At 43.6% G+C, this 20,881-nt stretch carries 18 protein-coding genes, 1 tRNA gene and 1 pseudogene; 15 read left to right on the top strand and 5 right to left on the bottom strand.

The window, feature by feature from the left end; genetic code table 11:
- The 11 genes from IG80_RS0105250 to IG80_RS15000 all read left to right on the top strand — a co-directional run bounded on the left by IG80_RS0105250 (position 1) and on the right by IG80_RS15000 (position 8,099).
- The gene (locus IG80_RS0105250; protein ID WP_032112851.1) at positions 1 to 330 is read left to right on the top strand and encodes a ferredoxin family 2Fe-2S iron-sulfur cluster binding protein; all 330 of its coding nucleotides are present in this window, start codon (positions 1 to 3) and stop codon (positions 328 to 330) included.
- A gap of 2 nt (positions 331 to 332) precedes the next feature.
- The gene (iscX, locus tag IG80_RS0105245; RefSeq protein WP_032112850.1) at positions 333 to 527 is read left to right on the top strand and encodes a Fe-S cluster assembly protein IscX; all 195 of its coding nucleotides are present in this window, start codon (positions 333 to 335) and stop codon (positions 525 to 527) included.
- A gap of 2 nt (positions 528 to 529) precedes the next feature.
- A complete protein-coding gene (locus IG80_RS0105240) occupies positions 530 to 1,453 on the top strand; it encodes a small ribosomal subunit Rsm22 family protein (protein WP_052046070.1) in 924 nt (307 codons plus the stop codon).
- Positions 1,454 to 1,759: 306 nt separating this feature from the next.
- A complete protein-coding gene (locus IG80_RS0105235) occupies positions 1,760 to 2,923 on the top strand; it encodes a branched-chain amino acid transport system II carrier protein (RefSeq protein ID WP_052046068.1) in 1,164 nt (387 codons plus the stop codon).
- Positions 2,924 to 2,937: 14 nt separating this feature from the next.
- Positions 2,938 to 3,828, top strand: coding sequence for a metal ABC transporter solute-binding protein, Zn/Mn family (locus IG80_RS0105230; protein WP_032112849.1), 891 nt, complete (start codon positions 2,938 to 2,940; stop codon positions 3,826 to 3,828).
- 75 nt (positions 3,829 to 3,903) lie between these two features.
- Positions 3,904 to 4,758 carry an ion transporter gene (locus IG80_RS0105225; RefSeq protein ID WP_032112848.1) on the top strand — a complete coding sequence of 285 codons (855 nt, stop codon included), beginning with the start codon at positions 3,904 to 3,906 and terminating at the stop codon, positions 4,756 to 4,758.
- A 185-nt stretch (positions 4,759 to 4,943) separates the two neighbouring features.
- A tRNA-Ala gene (locus IG80_RS0105220) sits at positions 4,944 to 5,019 on the top strand.
- Positions 5,020 to 5,038: 19 nt separating this feature from the next.
- Complete coding sequence (gene cyaY / locus IG80_RS13890; RefSeq protein ID WP_084756166.1) at positions 5,039 to 5,353, top strand: iron donor protein CyaY; 315 nt, start codon at positions 5,039 to 5,041, stop codon at positions 5,351 to 5,353.
- Positions 5,353 to 7,194, top strand: coding sequence for an ABC transporter transmembrane domain-containing protein (locus IG80_RS0105210; RefSeq protein ID WP_052046066.1), 1,842 nt, complete (start codon positions 5,353 to 5,355; stop codon positions 7,192 to 7,194). The genes cyaY and IG80_RS0105210 overlap by 1 nt, the downstream gene beginning before the upstream one ends.
- A complete protein-coding gene (locus tag IG80_RS0105205) occupies positions 7,148 to 7,906 on the top strand; it encodes a class II aldolase/adducin family protein (RefSeq protein WP_052046065.1) in 759 nt (252 codons plus the stop codon). Before IG80_RS0105210 ends, IG80_RS0105205 begins: the two co-directional genes overlap by 47 nt.
- Before the next feature lie 7 nt (positions 7,907 to 7,913).
- Positions 7,914 to 8,099: an AAA family ATPase gene (locus IG80_RS15000; RefSeq protein ID WP_052046063.1), complete on the top strand. Its 186-nt coding sequence runs from the start codon at positions 7,914 to 7,916 to the stop codon at positions 8,097 to 8,099.
- Between the two features lie 320 nt (positions 8,100 to 8,419).
- Here IG80_RS15000 and IG80_RS0105195 read toward each other — a convergent pair whose 3' ends face one another.
- Positions 8,420 to 11,956, bottom strand: coding sequence for an FAD-dependent oxidoreductase (locus IG80_RS0105195; RefSeq protein ID WP_232224332.1), 3,537 nt, complete (start codon positions 11,954 to 11,956; stop codon positions 8,420 to 8,422).
- A 126-nt stretch (positions 11,957 to 12,082) separates the two neighbouring features.
- Here IG80_RS0105195 and folK point away from each other — a divergent pair, with 126 nt between their 5' ends.
- From folK to IG80_RS0105175, 4 genes and pseudogenes are all read left to right on the top strand, one after another.
- Positions 12,083 to 12,550 carry a 2-amino-4-hydroxy-6-hydroxymethyldihydropteridine diphosphokinase gene (folK, locus tag IG80_RS0105190; RefSeq protein ID WP_032112846.1) on the top strand — a complete coding sequence of 156 codons (468 nt, stop codon included), beginning with the start codon at positions 12,083 to 12,085 and terminating at the stop codon, positions 12,548 to 12,550.
- A gap of 70 nt (positions 12,551 to 12,620) precedes the next feature.
- Positions 12,621 to 13,712 carry a 4-hydroxyphenylpyruvate dioxygenase gene (gene hppD, locus IG80_RS0105185; protein WP_052046238.1) on the top strand — a complete coding sequence of 364 codons (1,092 nt, stop codon included), beginning with the start codon at positions 12,621 to 12,623 and terminating at the stop codon, positions 13,710 to 13,712.
- A 14-nt stretch (positions 13,713 to 13,726) separates the two neighbouring features.
- A pseudogene (locus tag IG80_RS12420) lies at positions 13,727 to 14,866 on the top strand (homogentisate 1,2-dioxygenase).
- Complete coding sequence (locus IG80_RS0105175) at positions 14,863 to 15,855, top strand: fumarylacetoacetate hydrolase family protein (protein WP_032112845.1); 993 nt, start codon at positions 14,863 to 14,865, stop codon at positions 15,853 to 15,855. The pseudogene IG80_RS12420 and the gene IG80_RS0105175 overlap by 4 nt, the downstream one beginning before the upstream one ends.
- Before the next feature lie 608 nt (positions 15,856 to 16,463).
- Here the strand turns inward: IG80_RS0105175 and IG80_RS0105170 are convergent.
- The 4 genes from IG80_RS0105170 to IG80_RS14995 form a co-directional block, all read right to left on the bottom strand.
- Complete coding sequence (locus tag IG80_RS0105170) at positions 16,464 to 18,416, bottom strand: acetoacetate--CoA ligase (protein WP_032112844.1); 1,953 nt, start codon at positions 18,414 to 18,416, stop codon at positions 16,464 to 16,466.
- A gap of 25 nt (positions 18,417 to 18,441) precedes the next feature.
- Complete coding sequence (locus IG80_RS0105165) at positions 18,442 to 19,083, bottom strand: MarC family protein (RefSeq protein WP_032112843.1); 642 nt, start codon at positions 19,081 to 19,083, stop codon at positions 18,442 to 18,444.
- 213 nt (positions 19,084 to 19,296) lie between these two features.
- The gene (locus tag IG80_RS0105160) at positions 19,297 to 20,343 is read right to left on the bottom strand and encodes a Glu/Leu/Phe/Val family dehydrogenase (protein WP_032112842.1); all 1,047 of its coding nucleotides are present in this window, start codon (positions 20,341 to 20,343) and stop codon (positions 19,297 to 19,299) included.
- A gap of 148 nt (positions 20,344 to 20,491) precedes the next feature.
- On the bottom strand, positions 20,492 to 20,737 hold the full coding sequence (locus IG80_RS14995) for a hypothetical protein (protein WP_156962046.1): 246 nt from the start codon (positions 20,735 to 20,737) through the stop codon (positions 20,492 to 20,494).
- Positions 20,738 to 20,881 lie beyond the last annotated feature (144 nt).

The raw sequence follows: 20,881 nt of genomic DNA, 5'->3' as shown, positions 1-20,881 counted from the left end.
ATGGCAAAAATGACATTTATTGTGCGGGATGGCCACTCTGTGGAAGTTGATGCTCCCTTGGGCTTGTCAGTGTTAGAAATTGCTCACCGTAATAAAATTGATTTAGAAGGGGCCTGTGAAGGTTCACTTGCTTGTTCAACCTGTCATGTGATTGTTGAGTCAGAATGGTATGATTTGCTCAGCACAGCCTCGGAGGATGAAGAGGATATGTTGGATTTGGCTTTTGGCTTAACCCATACATCTCGCTTGGGTTGTCAAATTATTATGACAGAAGAATTGGATGGTTTGGTTGTGCGCCTGCCTGCTGCAACACGGAATATGATGGTCTAAGTATGCGTTGGACAGATATCCACGAGATTGCCATTGAGTTGGAAGAGATGCATCCAGACGTGGACATCTTGCAAGTACGCTTTACAACGCTTTGGCAATGGGTGCAACAACTGCCGGGTTTTACAGATGAGCCAAATCGCTCTAATGAGAAGATTTTGGAAGCGATTCAAATGGCCTGGCTGGATGAGCGAGGCTAGATATGCTTGATCAGTGGTTAGAAGAACTGCTTGCCGGATATTCGGATGATCAGCTTCTCAAAGCTTACCAGGGGCTTAGCCACCGCTATCGTCAGGAAAACTATATCCCTGGATTTCAAAGCGATGGGGAAGTAAAAGCCTATGCAGCTGCGCGGATGCCCGCAACCGTTGCTGCTATTTCTCAGATCTTTCGAGAACTCCCCGCCGACTTTTCCCCCACCTCAATTCTTGACTTAGGAGCAGGGACTGGAGCAGCAAGTCTAACTGCTTTGACGTATTTTCCAAATGTGACCCACTTCAAATTGGTGGAACAGGATGGACGAGCTCTTGCTGCCGCCAGGCAACTGCTTGAGCCTTTAAGTAAGGCGGGTAGCTACTTACGCGCAAATCTAAAAGAATATGTCATCGATCAACCCACAGATTTTGTCATTTTATCCTATGTTTTGAATGAGTTGAAGGGGGAGGAGCAGAGCCAAGTCCTTGAGAGAGTTCTGCTAAGTCAGAGTCGCTATGTATTGATTGTAATGCCAGGGACTCCATTATGCTTTAAGCAGTTGTTGGGCTTGCGTGGTCTGGCGCTGGCCTCTGGATATCGGATTGCTGCTCCTTGTTCTCATCACCAAACTTGCCCGATGGCGAAAGACCCTTGGTGTCATTTTAAGGTAAGATTGCCGCGCACCAGATTGCATCGCGCATTTAAAAAAGCGGCTTTGAACTTTGAAGATGAGAAATTTTGTTATCTCTTACTGTCTAAAGATCCAACTGAGTTCCCCGGTTTGCGTATTGTTAAAAATCCGATTCACCGATCTGGTCATTCTATTTTTGATGTGTGCGAACCCCATCATCTGAAACGTTTTATTATCGCTCGTAAACATAAAGATCTTTATAAAAAAATAAGCAAACGAGAGTGGGGCGATATTTTGTAATAAATTTGACTAAAAAATGCCAAATTTTCCTCTCCAATTCCTCTCCCAACTATTATTTGAATTAAAGATTGTGTTGCGAAAAAAAATTACCAACCCCATATAATTTATTGACAGATTATTATCAATTTATTAAAAATGGCTATCATGAGCTACGAACTGTCTAAAAATAAATCGATCATTTTCCCGAACATCGCGATTAGCAGCAATGCGGTGACCATAATTGTCCCGTGGAGGACATAATATTTTATATTGATATCACAATAAACTGAAATTTTTTTTAATTTTATGATATTTTTGGAGTGACTAATGTCTCACAAAAAAATGGTTTTGACCGCTGGTTTTGCCATGTTTTCGATGTTTTTTGGTTCTGGAAACCTGGTTTTTCCTTTGCTCCTTGGTCAACAAACCATAAGTGCTTATCCTTTTTCAATTGTTGGTTTAATTGTCACGGCTGTAATCGTTCCTTTTCTTGGGCTTTTAGGAATGATTCTTTATGATGGCAGTACTAAGAAGTATTTTGAAAAATTAGGGAAGGTTCCGTCATTTCTTCTCATTGCGATGATGCTCAGCTTAATGGGTCCGTTTGGTGTTGTGCCACGATGTATTACAGTTGCTTATGGTAGCGTTAGTGTTCTCTTTCCTTGGCTTCCATACTATGTTTTTAGCTTTTTCTTCTGTGTGTCAATTGCTGCGCTTATTTGGCAGGCTAATAAAGTTATTGATTTAATTGGCTTATTATTGACACCTTTTAAACTTGGTGGGTTGATGTTATTGTTGCTGGTCGGTCTTTGGTTTGGTGAACCAACTGCTGCAACGGATTTATCTGCCAAAGCTGCCTTTACCAGCGGATTAACCCTTGGCTATCAAACCATGGATTTAATGGCGGCGTTCTTCTTTTCATCAACAACTGTTATTTATCTACGCAATAATCTGGGGCCAGATGTTGGGCGTATGACGTTGTTAAAGTTGAGTATTGCCGCAAGCCTCATCGGTGCTTCGATCTTGTCTTTCGCCTATATTGGATTTGTCACTTTAGGGGCCAAGTATTCAGCATTCCTCACCACGGCACAACCCGAGGCGATGTTAGCAGTTGTTGCTCAACATACTCTTGGTGATTATGCGTTGCCAATCATCAGTTTAACCATGGCAGTCGCTTGTCTTGCAACTGCTGTAATCTTGTCAACCTTATTTGTTGATTTTCTGCGCGATGATGTGCTGCGACAAAAAATTACCCGCCCTCAATCGATTTTCGTCTCTCTTGGAACAACTTTTGGTGTTTCCTTGCTTGGTTTCGCCAAAATTTGTGAATTGCTTGGCACTGTTTTAGAAGTAGCCTACCCAGCGCTTATTGCCTTAGCGATCACAAACATTTGCAACAAATTGTTTGATATGCGACAAGGTAAATTCCCTTTTTGGATTACGTTGGGAATTAGTGGATTAATGAAGGTTTGTAGAGTTTTTGTTCTATAAAAGAGTTTTTTAAAATGATCAACCAACTTATAAGCCTTATATTAGCCTGTGGAGTGATTGCTTCGTCGGCTGAGGCTAAACTCAAAGTTGTGGCTAGCTTTTCTGTTCTGGGCGATCTTGCGCGTCAAATTGGTGGGGATGATGTAGAGGTTGACATCATCGTTCCCGAAAATGCCGACCCTCATGTTTATCAGCCTAAACCGCTCGATGTCAAAAAACTAAATCAGGCTGACCTTGTAATCGTCAATGGTCTTGGGTTTGAAGGATGGTTTGACCGTTTAATTTCTAATTCTGGTTATAAAAGCGAAGTTATCATTGCTGCAAAACAGGTTAAATCTCGCGTGTTACATGATTCCAACGGTGTGGCGGCTGAAGATCCCCATGCCTGGCATAATGTGAAAAACGTTATTTTGTACGTTGGTGAAATTAAAACAGCATTGCAGCAAAAATTACCTCAGCAAACAGACATCCTCGAAAAAAGAGCGCTTAACTATATAAAAGAACTTGAGGCCTTGGATGCTTGGGTACAAGCTGAGTTTAATGCCATCCCATCTGACAAACGTAAGGTGATTACCACCCATGATGCCTTTGCTTATTTTGGAGTTGCCTATGGGATTGAATTCCTATCTCCTGTGGGGGTGAGTACTGATGCAGAACCATCAGCAGCCAAAATTGCCGAGCTTATTAAAACGATTAAAAAGCAAGATATTCACGCTGTCTTTATTGAAAATCTGTCATCTCGTAAATTGATTGAGCAAATCGCTATGGAAGCCAATGTTGTCATTGGAGGGGTTTTGTACGCCGATTCCTTGTCGGATTCCAAGGCCTCAGAGTCACCCGCTAAAACTTACATGGAGATGATTCGTCATAACGCATTGACTATCCATAAAGCATTAATCTCTTAAGTTTTTTTCATTAACCTTTTATTAACCTTGGAATTCTATACTTGGGGAGAGAAGTACCCTATTATCGAGGTTATTATGACACCCCATGCACAAAATTTTAGAGAAAAGTTAGGGGCATTTTTCGAAAGCCACTCTTATCATGTGGCTCTGACGGCTTTACTGATCCTCAGTATTTTCAGTATTGGCTATGAACTGTCAACAACACAAACAGAAGGTTTGGCCCACGCAGTTTTTCTATTTAACCGCCTAGTAGTGGTTGTTTTTACTATTGAAATAGTTGCTCGAATTATTGCTCATGGTCCAGCGTTCTTTAAGGATCCTTGGCATGTTTTCGATTTTGTCGTCATTATCGTATCTTTAATTTCTTTCGGTGGTTATTTCCAATTATTCCGAGCTTTTAGGCTGTTTTGGTTATTGCGTCTTGTGTCCATATTTCCGCAGTTCCAACATATTGTGGATGCTATTGGTAAAGCGATTCCCCACCTGGTTTCAACAGCTGTGCTGATGTTTGTTGCTGTGTATATTTTTGCCCTTCTTGGTATGGCTTGTTTTGGCGCAGATCACCCTGAAATGTATGGTACTATTTGGGGAGCAATGATCACTATCTTCAAATCAGTGATGATGGAGCATACTTGGTCGGATCAATTAGCAGAACTTTCCAAAACAACGCCCTATGCTTGGGTTTTTGTTGTACCGATGATTATCGTTTTAAACTTCCTATTGCTGCAATTGGTTTTTGGAATTGTGATTGGAGCACTTATGCGCCAACATGCTGAGGAAGAACACGTTGCCAAGCATCATTTCTTCGCCAAATGGTTGAAGGGCGACCATACTTCAGAAGAAGAGCAACATCATATTTCTGCAGAAACAAAAATATTGCTGCACGAGATTCAAAAGCTCAAACAAGAAGTAAAAGATTTGAAGAAATAGTAAGTTCTATCAAAAAAGGTTAAAAAATATTGGGGGGAAATAGAGGCTTAAAAACCTAGAGAAATATTTCTCCCCTCTCTTGCGTTCCAATAATTTATGGACCATTACAGCATCAAATCTCCCAACTCTTTTTTAAAAAACACTTGCAAAGTGGGCGATTACGTATTATTTGTGGACATAGACGTGGGGTCATAGCTCAGCTGGGAGAGCGCTACGATGGCATTGTAGAGGTCAGGAGTTCGATCCTCCTTGGCTCCACCATTCAACCAAAGCATATGCAATGATGTCTTTCGATAGTTTTGATTCAATCGCTCAACAAACTCTTCACCATCTTGCTGATCATTTAGAAGCTCAGACTGATCTCGATATAGAGCTTACCGGCCTTCAATTGACCATCTGCGACGATAGGCGTCAAACTTTTTTACTAAATTTTCATGGCCCAACCAATCAAATGTGGTTATCATCACCTGCAACGGGGGCACACCATTTTCAATGGAATGGCACCGCGTGGGTATCGACTCGTACTGAATTGTCATTGTTTGAAATTTTGAGTGCGGATATGCAGCAACTATTTAAGGAAACAGTCGAGTTCTAATGCGTGAAAGAAGTTTTGTTGAAATGTCTGAGATCGCAGAGCGCGAGAAAAGCAAAAATCTGTCGATTTTAAAGCAATTGGCTCCTTTTTTGAAACCCTACAGACTGCAATTTTGGCTGGCAAGCTTATTCCTTGTTCTCGCCACCGCGTCCCTCTTGGGGCTTGGTTGTTGCTTGCGTCAATTAATTGATAGTGGATTTGCCACAGAAAATATGCAAGCTCTGACCTCAACGGTCATCCTCATGTTAGGCTGTGTGGTGTTGATGGCATTTGCGAGTTTTGGCCGGACATATTATGTCTCCTGGTTAGGAGAACGAATCATGACGGATCTTCGCCAGAAACTTTATCGCCATTTATTGCAATTAGATGTTGCCTATTATGAGATGATTCGTCCGGGTGAATTGACCGCCCGCTTGACAACCGACACAACCTTAATTCAGATTTTGATTGGGACTTCGGGCGCTTTGGCCATTCGAAATGCGCTTATGTTTGTTGGGGGGATGGCTTTGATGCTGACTACTTCAGCAAAACTATCCCTTCTTACTTGTTTGATTGTCCCAGTGGTGTTGGTACCGATTTTGATTTTTGGTAAACGCGTCAAACAGCTCTCGACCCAAACGCAAGAACAGTTGGCTAACCTTTCTGGCTATTTAGAGGAAACGTTAAGTAATATTCGCGCCTGTTATGCCTTTAACCGCGAACTCAGTGATATCCACAATTTTGCAAAGCTTAGTGAATCAAATTTTTATTGTGCCGTCACTCGGATGCGGATGAAATCGTGGCTCACCTTTATTGTGATGATATTAGTGTTTTCTGGTGTTTGTTTTGTGTTATGGATCGGTGGTTATGATGTGTTGACAGAAGGCTTAACCGCAGGTGAATTATCCTCTTTTATTTTTTATGCTGTGATGACGGCTGGATCGCTGGCCTCCTTTAGCGAGATTTATGCCGACATGCAACGCGCAGCAGGGGCTTTTGAACGGCTTTCCGATATTCTCCAGGCTAAGTCCTCTGTTTTGGTGCTCGAGGCACCCCGCAAGTTGCCGGCACCTTCTCGCGGCATTGTGGCCTTCCATAACATCACCTTCGCCTATTCCAATAATCCCACAGTCCAAGTGTTGAAGAATTTGTCGTTGTCGATTGCGCCGGGAGAAAAGCTGGCGATTGTCGGCCCATCTGGATCAGGGAAAAGCACTATCTTATCGCTATTATTGCGCTTTTTTGACCCCTTATCGGGGAGTATTTATGTAGATGGGGTGGATACAAAAGAGGTGCGGGTTGAAGATTTGCGGGAACGCTTTGGCATTGTTCCCCAAGACCCGATGATTTATTCAGCTTCGCTCTATGACAATATTTTGTTTGGCCGACCCAATGCCAGTGAATCTGAAGTCTGGAAAGCAGCCGAAGCGGCTAATATGGTCGATTTTATCCAAACTTTACCGCAAGGAATCCATACTCCCCTCGGGACACGGGGCGTGCGGTTGTCAGGTGGGCAAAAGCAACGCTTGGCCATCGCTCGGGTGTTTTTACGAGACGCACCGATTTTATTGCTTGATGAGGCAACCAGTGCACTTGACGCGGAAAGTGAATTTTTGGTTCAGGAAAGCTTTAAAAAATTAATGTCAAATCGTACCACGTTAGTAGTGGCGCATCGTCTCGCCACCGTGTTGAAGGCAGATCGCATCGTTGTTTTGAACGAAGGGCGGATTGAGGCAATGGGGACCCACGCGGAGCTGATTAGTGAAGACGGTTTGTATCGTCGGCTCGCAACTTTGCAATTTACGGATTCCCTAGATGTCAAAAACATCAGGCAAAAGGGACATGCAAATAGTGGCTTCTAAGTCCTGGTCGAGCGTTGAAGGTCAAGCACGTGAAGAACTGGCCTTTTGCTATCGCTTGGCCGCTAAATTAGGGTGGACCGACTTAATTTATACCCACATTTCCTTGCAAATTCCAGGAACAGAGTATTTTTTGATTAATCAGTTTGGCTTGCTATTTGAAGAAATCACTCCCGAAAATCTCGTCAAAATTGATTTAGCTGGGAATGTCATTGCCCCCGTGAATGCTCGGATTAATCTTGCGGGTTATATGATTCATGGAGCGATTCATGGCGCCAGGCCGGAAATCACATGTGTGATTCACACCCATTCTGAGGCAGGAATGGCATTGTCCGCGCTTGAGTGTGGATTGCTCCCCTTAACTCAACATGCGTGTCGATTTTACAATCGGATCGCTTTCCATGAGTATGAAGGGATTGTTCTGTCGGAAGACGAGAGGCCGCGGTTGCTAGAAGATCTGGGTAACAAGCGGGTGATGATTTTGAAAAATCACGGATTCTTAACGGCTGGCCGCACGATTGGCGAAGCCTTTACCTTGATGTTTTTTTTAGAAAAAGCAGCCGCAGCGCAGTTGGTGGCGCAAAGCACTTACCAGCCGTTAAAAATTTTGTCAGCTGAGGTTGCTGAACATACAGCTCAGCAATTTGGTGATGATTTTCGTCCCGCGGGCCAATTAGAATGGGAAGCTTTAAAGCGTAATTATCACAATATTTAAGCGGATAATGATCTTTGGTCGTCCAGAGAGCGGCAAATCGACCTTTGCCAAACAGTTGTGTCATCAAACTGGAATTCCCCTCTATCATCTTGATCGTTATTTTTTCATCGAAAACTGGGTTGAACGTGACGAAGCTGAGTTTTTAGAAATTCAGCGAAAGTTGGTCGCTCAAGATTGCTGGATTAATTATTGATGAGAACTGTACAAGGTCGTTGGCGATGCGTTATGCAAAGGCTGACCTTGCACTTTATTTTGACTTTCCAAAAACCTTATGTTTCTACCGTGTTTTGAAGCGACGCTTTTTCAAAGATCACAGTATTCAAGATCGGGCAGATAATTGCCCTGAAGTTATTTCCTGGAAATTGCTCACCTATACGTGGAGATTTGAACCTCGGGTACATAACCAGCTACAAACTATAAAAGCGCAATATCCCCATGTTCTCTTTGTTGAAGTCCATAATGATAGGGAATTGGAGCTTATCAAATTGATATACTATCATCCCTTCAGGTTATTTAGGTATCGATTTCCAAGCAATAACGAATCCATTCTTTCGTGAGTTTTTCTTGAACGCTATTTTGGCGCAACCGTATATTCAGATTATCCCAGTCAACCCAGTCAAGTTTTTGGTCTTGTTGCGAACAAGAATAGATAATCTTTTCTTCGCCGGTGAGAGGTTCAACGTGACGTTGGAGGCACTGAGCGCATATTTCTTTCATCATACATTGCATCGGAGAGTTGATGCTCCCAATGCCAATGTGATCCGGATCTAAGTAAGGCTTGAGAATGGTTTTACGGGCTTTGGCAATGGCGGCCATCATGCGGTCAGATCCAATAGCAACGAGACGTTGCACATCATGCAGCGGTACTAACCTTTGACCTAAATCACCTTTGGCATAAGCTTCCATGGCTGCAACGATATTCCCCACAAAGGTTAAGTCCTGGGGACGGGAAGGAATAAACCCTGGGGCTTCATCGCAGGTCCAAACAATCTGATCAGCTGCCATTTCGATCTCCGCTATTTTATAACGATCTTCCATTTTTTTATAGCCAGCAAAATAAATGACCCGGCAACCGTTAGCGCGAAGCGCTTGGCCGATAGAAAAAAGCACGGCATTGCCCAGGCCACCGCCTGCCAGCAACACTGTCTCATTGTGGGGGATTTCCGTAGGTGCGCCAGTGGGACCCATTAACACCACAGGATCCCCTGGGTGTAGAAGGGTGCACAGATTAGAAGAACCACCCATCTCAAGTACAATCGTTGATAGCAAGCCTTTCTCAAGATCAACACTGGCGCCAGTGAGGGCTAAACCTTCCATTACAAATCGTGTGCCCTTGCGAACGGGGGCAAAAGTTTCAAAATTTTGGAGGCGGTAGAATTGTCCTGGTTGGAAATTCCGGGCTGCCAAGGGAGCGTGAATAGTAACCTCAACAATTGTTGGGGTTAGTCTTGTGATGGCATAAACTGTGGCGCGCAATTGCTGGTTGAGGGAGTCAATCAATAGAGGAGCTGGCACCTCCTTATCTACAGGACGACGGTGCAACATGCGCGAAATAACAGGGTAGCCTTGTTTTGCACTTCCCATCGCTTTCACCACGTTGCCGGCAAAAGAGGGATGCATATCTCCAAAAAAGCTGATGGATTTTTGATTATCCAGAATCGACATCAATACATGCGGTGTATCTGGCTTGGCAAGTTTTTGGGGCGTGACCGGATGCCCTGCCTCATCATAAGCTTGGAAACTATTTCCCGCAAAGGAAAGGTAGTTGAGCTCATCATACTTCAAGTTAATGTTGGGTTTGGTCCCAGCAGCCACCAAAATCGTCCGTGCTGGTAAAATCTGCTCTTGATCCAGGTGCTGGATGGTAAGGGATTCAGCTTGGCCTGCCGCATCAATATTAACCGATATCGGTATCGCGTGGTCGAGGATTTGGATACCTTCTTCCAAGGCTATTGCCACTTCTTCGTGGTTGAGCGTATAGCTTGGCGCCTGAGTCACATCGCGGCGATAAGCGACGGTGACTCCCCCCCATTCGTTGATCAAACGCTGGAAGTTGGGTTGGCGACCCTCAATGGCAGCGGCTTGACTTTCAGCGACAATCGCGGCGCCGTGGGTTAAATACTCATCGACGATGACAAGCTCGCTCTCTAACCATTGACTGCGTAACTGAGTTTCGTTTTGTGTTTGGCAAAGCTGTTGGTAGCGTTTATAGAACTTTTCCACCTGCAGGGGATAATAGGCCATGGTTTCAGTAGCGGTGTCGATGGCGGTCAAGCCACCACCAATGACAACGGCGGGCAGACGAACTTGAAGGTTCGCAATAGATTCTTCTTTAGCTGCCCCCGTTAGCTGCAATGCCATCAAGAAATCGCTGGCCTGACGCACACCGATCGCTAAGCTATTTTTCATGGGAATTAACGTCGGGCTACCAGCGCCCATGCACAAGGCAATATGATCAAACCCCATCGCAAAAGCTTGATCAATGGAAAGGGTACCGCCAAACCGAATGCCACCAAACAGAGCAAAGTTTTCCCGACGCTCCAGCAAGAGGCGAATCATCTTGAGATAATTTTTATCCCAGCGTACGGTGATGCCATATTCAGCCACACCACCAAAGCCACCTGTGATACGGGCTCCTAGCTTTTCTTGCAATTCTTTAACGGAGTAAATCGGAGCAAAGGGATGTCGCTGCCCTTGAATGTCCACCCCACTTTGATTCACTGGTAAAGGTTCAATTTTAAGGCCGTCAATGGCCACAACCGCATGACCATCATTGAGAAGGTGATGCGCCAGCGTAAAGCCCGCAGGGCCAGTTCCAACCACCAACACTTTATACCCAGATTCAGCCATTGGCAGCGGTCGCTTTAGGTTTAATGGATTCCAGCGCGTAAGCAGACTATAAATTTCAAAACCCCACGGAAGCTCAAGAACGTCTTTAAGAATTTGTGTTTCCAGCCCAGGGATATTGACTGGTTCTTGTTTTTGATAAATGCATGCCTTCATACAGTCATTACAAATTCTGTGGCCCGTGGCGGCAACCATTGGATTATCAATGGTCGCAATCGCAAGAGCAGCAAGAGTAAATCCTTTGGCTTTTGATTCATTCATTTCTGAAATCTTCTCCTCCAAAGGGCAACCGGTGAGATTAATGCCAGCCCAATTTTTAATAAACTTGTCAGTGGCCTCTGTTTTTGGTTTTAATCCCTTAGAGCAAGAATCCTTGGACTGATGGTGACACCAAATACAATAGTTCGCTTGATCAAGGGCTTTGAGACGACTAAACCCAGCATCTGTCAAATCAAAGCCGACACGGTTGCGCCGATGATCCAACAAACCTTGTTTAAAGTCATCCATGAGATGGAAAGGGATCAAATTCTGGAAGTCTAGCTTTTCTGGTTGCTGGAATAAGATATCCTGACGATGAAAGTAGCGCCCTGCGGGTGTTAAGGTGGCCCAGGCGGCGTATTGTGCAGCAAGGTTGAGTTGTTCTTGGTGAGCGGATTCATTTTTCAGCCATTCATCCACAATTCTGGCAAAGGTTATCTCAGTGAAAGGATGGATGGATTTTTCAAGTTGCTCACGAATTTGAGAGCCATCAAGCGTTGCCGCTATGTCTTTAGAATATTTGCGTAAAGCCTGACGTTGGACAAACTGGCGCTTGATCTGCGGCACCACGGCTAATGTTTGATGTTGTTGCTGCAACGCATTAATTTCGTGGCGAATCTGAAATAATTCGCCAATAAAATCTTCGACATAAGGCGCAAGGGTCAAAAAAAGCTCAGACGCACTTTTATCATCGGTGGGGTTTTGACGGTGAAATTGATAAGCCACACCTAACTCAGGATCTTGACCACTTAAAAAGTCTTGAAAACAGGTATCCAGTTTCTTCAAACCGCTATTGTGGTAGAGGTCAGTAAATGATAAACCAAAGGAAAGTGATAAAAAGTTTGTTGATGCAGACATTTTTAAGCCAAAACTCATGTAATTGAATGTTGTGGACGGCTCGCTTTTCAAAAACCAGATACTGTCATTGTGCGGAGCATAAGCCAAGTGGCAATCTCCTTACTTTATTTTTGAGGAGATCAGCACGCTTTGTTTCGAAGGCTCGTAATGACGAGTTGAGTATTTATGGGGCGGGTAAACCGTACACGGAAAATTTAGGAGAATTCCTGCATTATGGCAACTGTTTATTTAGGTCTTGGGAGTAATTTAGGCGATTGTCGCCGTAATTTAGCCTGTGCTATCACCGAACTTGAAACAAAAGTGAGGGTGGTTGCTTTGTCCTCAGTCTTGTGTACCAAGCCAATGTATGTGACTGAACAACCAGATTTTTATAATCAAGTTATTGAAATTGAAACGACTATTTCTGTTTTAGATTTGCTGGAAGTGACTAAAAATATAGAAGTAAAAATGGGCCGTACCCCCACCTATCGCTATGGACCACGGGTGATTGATATTGATATGCTTTATTATGATCAGTTGATTTTCAAGAATTCTATCCTTCAAATTCCCCACCCTCATAATGATGAACGGGAATTTATCTTGGCATTAATGTCAGAACTAGCCCCCACCTTTATCTGTCCAGTCACAAAGACAACAATAATGGAAAAATTAACCTTATTGAAACAAAAGACCGCGGCTTAAATTGGTTTTTGACGTGGCTGGCAAGATTGCTTACCATCAAAGAAAGATGTTTTTTCTAAGAGGGGTAAGAATGAGGCACTCAACGTTTGTGGCTAACGGCCAAGATCACGCAGAACTTGAAAATCCAATGGCAACAGATGGATTTGAATTTGTCGAATATACTAGCCCCAATGAAGGGGATTTGGAAGATCTTTTTAGCCGCATGGGGTTTGTCCCTATCGCCAAACATCGCAGCAAGCAAGTCACTCTCTATCGTCAGGGTGATATCAATTTTTTGATTAACCGGGAACCTGGGACTTATGCATCCTATTATGCAGCCGAACATGGGCCTTCTGCTTGCGCCATGGCATTCCGTGTGGCTGATGCGAAGTTTGCCCATATGCGTGCTTTATCCCTTGGAGCCAAGTCTGCTGAAACGCCAGTGAACGAAGGAGAGCTCCATATTCCGGCCCTTTCCGGCATTGGTGAAAGCTTTTTATTTCTTGTCGACCAATATAGAGGTCGCACAATTTATGATACAGATTTTGATTATTTTCCGGGTGTTGATTTGAATCCAAAGGGATTCGGCCTGACCTATATTGACCACCTGACGCACAATGTCTATCAGGGGCGGATGGATATCTGGGCTGACTTTTATGAGAAATTATTTAACTTCCGCCAGCAACGCTATTTTAATATTACAGGACAAAAGACCGGGTTGTTCAGTCGAGCAATGATTAGTCCCTGTGGGAAAATCCGTATCCCGATTAATGAATCAGCTGATGATAAATCTCAAATTGCTGAATATTTAAATGAATATAAGGGCGAGGGGATTCAGCATATTGCGTTGGGGAGTGACACGATTGCTGACTCAGTTGAGCAATTGTCCCTGCATAAGATTCCATTTATGACAGTACCGGCTTCGTACTATCAGGTGGTTGAAGAACGCCTACCCCATCATGGTCAAGATATGGCGCGGCTGGCGAAAAATCAGATTTTGATGGACGGCGAAGTGATTGATAAAAAAGTTGATTTACTCTTGCAAATCTTCACCAATACGGTCATTGGCCCAATTTTCTTTGAGATTATCCAACGCCTTGGCCATCAGGGATTTGGGGAAGGAAACTTTTCTGCTTTGTTTGAAGCAATGGAACGGGATCAAGAAACACGTGGTGTCATTTAAAGGAGAAGCTTCCGATGAAGTCTTGGATTCAATTTCCTCTCTCTGAAGGTTTGTCGTCGAAACAGGCTCATGCTGATTTGCCCGCAGGCACTTATGAACGCGAAATCAGTAAAGAAGGATTTTTTGGCCCCGCAACGCACATGTATCACACACATGCGCCCACGGCCTGGTCGTCTATTGAAGGGACTCTCAAACCCCATGCGTTTGATCTGCTGAAGATTGATGCAACACCGGTAAGCCCCTGGCAGGCAGCACCTATTTTAAGCAACTCTCACTGCCAGATTCGGTGGTGACGGGTTTGTAAAAGCATGGATCATTTGGTGCGTAACAGCGATGGAGACGAGCTATTGTTCCTCCATGAGGGTGCAGCTGATCTCTTTTGCGACTATGGCCATTTAGAGTTTAGTGAGGGTGATTATGTGATGTTGCCACGCGGCACTCAGTGGTGGCTTAAAGTCCATAAACCTTTAAAAATTTTGATGATTGAGGCCACGGACGGCCATTATCAACTGCCCGAAAAAGGTATTGTGGGGGGACATGCGATTTTTGATCCAGCCACGCTCCTCACCCCTCAGATTAATGAGGCTTTTAAGGCTCAGCAACAGCAGACACAGCAACACTGGCAAGTAAAAGTCAAGCGTCGCCAGGAAATCTCCACCATTACTTTCAAGTTTAATCCTTTGGATGCTGTTGGTTGGCATGGCAATTTAGCTCCAGTTAAGATTAATTGGCGCGACATTCGCCCTTTAATGAGTCACCGCGCCCATTTGCCGCCCTCGGCGCATACAACTTTTACGAGTGATCGGTTTGTGGTTTGCACCTTTTGTCCTCGACCCATTGAGTCCGACCCAGGTGCCTTAAAAGTTCCCTTTTATCACAGTAATGATGATTATGATGAGGTGATTTTTTATCATAAGGGGCAATTTTTTAGCCGCGATAATATCCACCCCGGCATGATGACCTTTCATCCCAGTGGTTTTATCCATGGTCCTCACCCAGGCGCTTTTAAGGCTGGAAAAAATAATATTCGCAAAGAAACTGATGAGGTTGCGGTAATGATTGACACACGGGATGGACTTGATCTATCAAAGGTGGCTGAGTCCGTTGAGGATCTCAACTATGTCAATTCTTGGAAAGGGGAGCAGTATCCATGAAGGTAGCAACTATCAACAATGGGACCCGTGATGGCTGTCTTTTTGTTGTTGATAAAGGTCTTAACTTTGCTGTTGAGGCGAGAGACATTGCCGCAACTCTCCAGCAAGCCTTAGATAATTGGGAGGATGTTGAGGTTAGTTTGTTAAAACTCTCTGAGACCCTCAATCAAGGGCAGGCGAAAGGTGCTGTACCATTTAATGAATTATCTGTGGCAGCACCCTTGCCACGCGCCTATCAGTGGGTCGATGGCAGCGCGTATGTTACCCATGTGGAGTTAGTGCGTAAAGCCAGAGGCGCTGAGATGCCAGCCAGTTTTTGGACGGATCCGCTGATGTACCAAGGAGGCTCAGATATTCTTTTAGGGGCCAGGGATCCTATTATCGTTGCTGATGAGTCCTGGGGGATTGATTTTGAAGCAGAAATCGTGGTGATCACTGATGATGTGGCCATGGGGGTTTCGGCGTCTGAGGCGTTATCTCACATCAAGCTATTGGCGCTTGTCAATGATGTGTCTTTACGCAATTTAATTCCAGGGGAACTGGCTAAAGGGTTTGGATTTTATCAAAGTAAACCAGCATCGAGTTTCTCTCCTGTGGCGATTACTCCGGATGAATTGGGTCAAGCCTGGCAAGGTGGGCGTGTTCATTTACCGCTGTGCTCCACTTTAAATGGGACAGCGTTTGGCGCGCCAGAGGCAGGAACTGATATGATTTTTTCCTTTCCTGATCTGATTGCTCATGCCGCAAAAACCAGGTTTTTAGGGGCAGGCACGATTGTGGGCTCAGGCACTGTCGCCAATGCTGATTCAACCAAGGGATCTTCTTGTATTGCCGAACGACGCATGCGCGAAATCATAGAAACTGGTCAGGCGAAAACGGACTTTATGAAGTTTGGTGATCAGATTCGCATCGAAATGCTGACGCGACAAGGGGAATCTGTGTTTGGCGCTATTGATCAAAAAGTTAATCAATACCACCCAGAAAAATAGGGAAAAAAACTCGGGCTAAGCAATTACACCGAGCGCGTTATGGTGAAAAAGCAAACCTTGATCCGACTTTATTTATTGAAATGAAAGGCGGTAACCATCGCAGTACTTTCGAGCAATATGAAGAAGCTGAAACCCTTGTTATGAAGTTCATAGAGCAGCATATCAATGCTGCTAACTTATGTGAGAAAAAGTAAGATGAAATAATTGTTGATTTAATCTATAATTTTAGTCAAAATCATTCCATGTTGGCACAACAAAGGCCACTTTACAGTGGCCTTTGTTATCTTTCGCAAAAAAAGACTACATGACGGGCTGACTAGGCCTTTCACGAGTTGCAACCTATCGCCGTTAATCTTAGAGGTAATTATCCCTTATGATCACGGGGTTGTTGCTTGCTTTGTTTTTAACACCATTAATTAAAACCCTGGTGAAGCGTTGAGACTGACGCCAAGGTCTTCTCCCGAATTAAAGATGCTTAAAAACACTATCATATCGAAAATTCAATATGATAGGGCGCGTAGTAATCTTTTAAACAGAACTCATCGTAGTGAGCCTGGTTAAACTAACTACTACGTTGCCCCTACAAAGTAGCTTATTATAAAAGAATTTCAATCTTTAGTTAATTCAGAAATGTTTTTATAAGCTTCTAAGCTTTCTGGATTAGCTAAAGCTTCGCTATTATTTATCTTTTGACCATGGATTGTATCACGCACTGCAACTTCAGCAATTTTTCCACTTTTAGTACGAGGAATGTCGGTGATCTGGATGATTTTAGCTGGAACATGGCGGGGGGTAGTATTGATTTTAATTTGTTGTTTGATCTTTGTGACCAATAATTCATCTAATTCAATGCCATTTTTCAGCTTAACAAATAAAACCACACGGACATCATTATTCCAATTTTGCCCCACCGCAATACATTCCAAAACCTCATTAATTTGTTCCACCTGGCGGTAAATTTCAGCTGTGCCAATGCGCACACCTCCAGGATTTAGCACGGCATCAGAACGTCCATGGATAATTAAGCCATTGTGAGGAGTCAACTCAACAAAATCACCATGATGCCAGATGCCGGGGAATTTGGCAAAATAGGCATGGTGATATTTTTCACCGGCAGGATCGTTCCAGAAACCAAGGGGCTGTGACGGGAAAGGAGTTAAACAGATCAACTCTCCCTTCTTACCTTGAGGCAAGATTTTGCCTGTTTCATCAGTCACAGCAATATTCATTGCGAGTCCGGGTGTTTGCAGCTCCCCTTGCCACACAGGGGCAATCGGGTTGCCTAAAGCGAAACACGAAACAATATCGGTGCCGCCAGAAATGGAAGCAAGACAAACACTTTTTTTGATATGCTGATAGACATAATCAAAGCTTTCCGGTGCGAGGGGAGAGCCGGTTGACATAATCATCCGCAACGATGAGAGATCATGGGACGTCGTGATGTCGACAGCTTGCTTAGCTAGACTGTCAATAAACTTAGCAGAAGTGCCAAAATGAGTGAATTTCATTTCTACAGCGATATCAAAAAGTGATTCTGGCTGGGGGTAAGCAGGGGAGCCATCGTAAAGGATGAGAGTGGCACCACTAGCAAGGCCATTGACAAGCCAATTCCACATCATCCAACCACAGGTAGTAAAATAAAATAATCGGTCACCTGGCTTCACATCGCAATGCAGTTGATGTTCTTTCAAAAGCTGTAATAATGCCCCGCCCGCGCGGTGAATAATACATTTGGGGATCCCAGTAGTGCCTGAGGAAAAAAGAATATAGAGGGGGTGATTAAAATCGAGTTGGGCAAAGCTTATTTTATGCGCTGGCGATTTTTCAATAATCTCATTCCAGATAAAAATACGCTCATCGGTGGCTGTAAAATCAATGTTAACATAAGGAATCACCACAACTTTTTCGATACTGGGAATACCCTTTATAATCTCGGGTAGTTTATCAACTGTTGAGTATTTTTTTCCATGATAATAATAACCATCTGCACAAAACAGTACTTTAGGTTCAATTTGTCCAAACCGATCAACGACACCGGTGATCCCAAAATCTGGTGAGCAAGACGACCAAATTGCGCCAATGCTGGCAGCGGCTAACATGGCAATCACTGTATGTGGTAAGTTGGGCAAATATCCAGCAATACGATCACCTGATTGGATGCCCCAACTGCGCAGTGTGTCAGCAACTTTGGCTATTTGCAGGTAAAGATCATCATGGGTCAGTGTCTGTCTGACTTTATCTTCGCCATAAAATTCAATAGCAATACTGGATCCCTGAAATCGCAATAAATTTTCCGCAAAATTAAGTTTTGCTTCAGGAAAAAATTGCGCTTTTTCAATATTTTCTTTATTTTCGATGAGCGTTTTGCCTTTAGTTGAGGCTATGACATCGCAAAAATCCCATAAGAGAGACCAAAACTCAGGACTATTTTCCACAGAAAATTTATAAAGCTCTTCATAGCTAACAAAACCGGTTTGATGCATAAAACGGGTTAAGTTAGCGTGTTTGATATCAAGCTCTGACGGGTGCCATAAGGGTTGTTCTTTAAGAGCAGCACGCATTGGTTTCCTCGAAACTTCAAAAAAGTTATCTATTGATAAAACTATTTACAACAATAGTAATGCCGTTAAGCATATTTTGCACCGCCAGTGCTGCGAGGATAATCCCAAACACCCGCGTCAGCACATTTGTGCCAGTGACTCCTAAAATTTTTAAGATTCTGTCACCAATCAATAGGCTTAAATAAGTAATTAACAGGACAACAATTAAAATAATGATAACACCAAGCTGGGCAAGAAAATTAATTTCTTCGGCTTGACGCATTAACACAACAATAGATGTTAAGGCGCCAGGGCCAGCAATAAGAGGAATTGCCAGGGGAAATACGGAAATATCATCTCGGTGAGCTGCTTCTGCAGCTTCGTCGCCCGTGGTAGATCGAATACCAGACGATTTGGCAACAACCATTTCTATTGCGGCGAGCAACAATAAAAAGCCGCCAGCAATTCGGAATGCTGGTTCGCTAATTCCCATCGCATCTAACAGTTTATCACCACTAAAAGCGAAGATGAGGAGTAAAATGGTTGCAATTACTGATGCTTTTAAGGCAGTGCGGCGCTTGTGAGCAATGGATTCATTCCGCGTGAGAGCAATAAACATCGGTAAGACCGCAAAAGGGTCAATAATGACAAAAAGTGTTACAAAGGCTTGCCATAAGAACCCTTCCATTAGATTGCTCCCCACCCGTAAAAAAACACTATACTAATTTTATTATGCCTAAAATTTTCTTCCGTGTTAACTAAGTTCTATAGAAATCTCAGTTTTCGGTTAAATTTTATATGTTTAAAAGGCATGGTTCCTCACACCTTTTAAAGAAAGTGAGTGGGGACAGCCAGAGGAGCAGCCAAAATCAATTCCTTCTTATATTGAGTTCCTCAGGCTTTATTGCTTGTTAAGATGGAATCGCTGTTCCGCAATCTGATCGCAGGCAATGTTGGTGGCGAGATTTTGTTTATTAGCAGTCTCAAAAATCTCGAGCATCGTAGTATAAATTTTATCAACATGATTGATGACTTTATCCCGACTATAGCTGGGCCCTTCATAGGTTACGTTGATCAAACCACCGGCGTTAATCACATAATCAGGTGCATATAAAATTCCAAGTTGCCGCAATGCTTCACCATGATCTGGATGGGCTAATTGGTTATTGGCGGCACCGGCGACAATCTTGCAGCGCAATTTCTCAATTGTCTGATCATGCAGACCACCTCCCAAGGCGCAAGGTGCTAATAAATCGCAGTCGGTAGCTAAAATTGAGTCAGGTGAAGCGGCTTTTGCGTTAAACTTAGAGCTGGCATAGGCAACTGAGTCCTGATTAATATCGGTGACAACGAGTTCTGCTCCCTCAGCGCTCAAGCGTTCCACAAGATTCATACCCACATGACCCAACCCTTGAACAGCAATGCGTAATCCTTTGACAGAGTCTTCACCAAATTTGTGTTTAACACTGGCTTTAATGCCTAAATAAACACCATAGCCTGTGAAAATAGAAGGATCCCCACTACCACCTGGCGTGTCGGCTAGGCCAACAACATGATGAGTTGATTGGCGAATGAACCCCATATCTTGCGTTGTCGTCCCAACATCTTCGGCGGTGATATAAAGGCCGTTGAGGTGTTCGATGTACTTGCCAAAAGCTATCATCATTTCAGGCGTTTTATCTTTTTTAGCATCACCAATGATGACAGATTTACCCCCACCCAAATTAAGTTGTGCCATGGCTGCTTTATAGGTCATGCCGCGGGATAAACGCAAAACATCCTTCAAAGCTTCGTCTTCATTAGGATAAGCCCAAAACCGACAACCACCAAGAGCTGGTCCCCGATGAGTATTATGAATTGCAATGATGGCTTTGAGCCCAGTTTTCGCATCGTTACAGAAAACGACTTGTTCATGATTGTCAAAATCAGTAGCGGAAAAAGTTGCCATTGGATACGCCCAGTTTCTATATGTTAATATCAGGAGATTATATAAACTACTCCCTAGCATCAAATAAATTTAGAAAAAATTTAAATGAAATGAGTCTTTTTTTGACTCAAATCATTAAATTACAGTCTTTTAATGACTGAAGATGCTGCTAGCCGCTATTGCTTGTGTTCGGGCGAGATTTTGAGGGAGTGTTATGGCTTTTTGTTGGCGAACTGCTTTTGCCCATTATTGGTTTTTTGCTGTTGGAGTTAGGTTTGATATTCATCATTGGTTTTTTAGTATTATTTGACTTGTTAGCATTAATGTTGTGACTGTTGTTCATTATTTTGTTGTTTGAACCACCACGATTGTTGTTGCGGTTGCCTTGTTGATTACCGGCTTGTGACTGGTGCATGTTTTTGTACTGGAGTTGTTTGCCTGTTGACCGCCACGATTGTTGTTGCGGTTGCCTTGTTGATTACCGGCTTGTGACTGGTGCATGTTTTGTTACTGGAGTTGTTTGCCTGTTGGCCGCCACGATTGTTGTTGCGGTAGCCTT

This window comes from Candidatus Paracaedibacter symbiosus (assembly GCF_000757605.1).
Lineage (GTDB): Bacteria > Pseudomonadota > Alphaproteobacteria > Paracaedibacterales > Paracaedibacteraceae > Paracaedibacter_A > Paracaedibacter_A symbiosus.
Note: the sequence above shows the minus strand (reverse complement) of the source record. Positions and strands in the feature narration are given on the sequence as shown.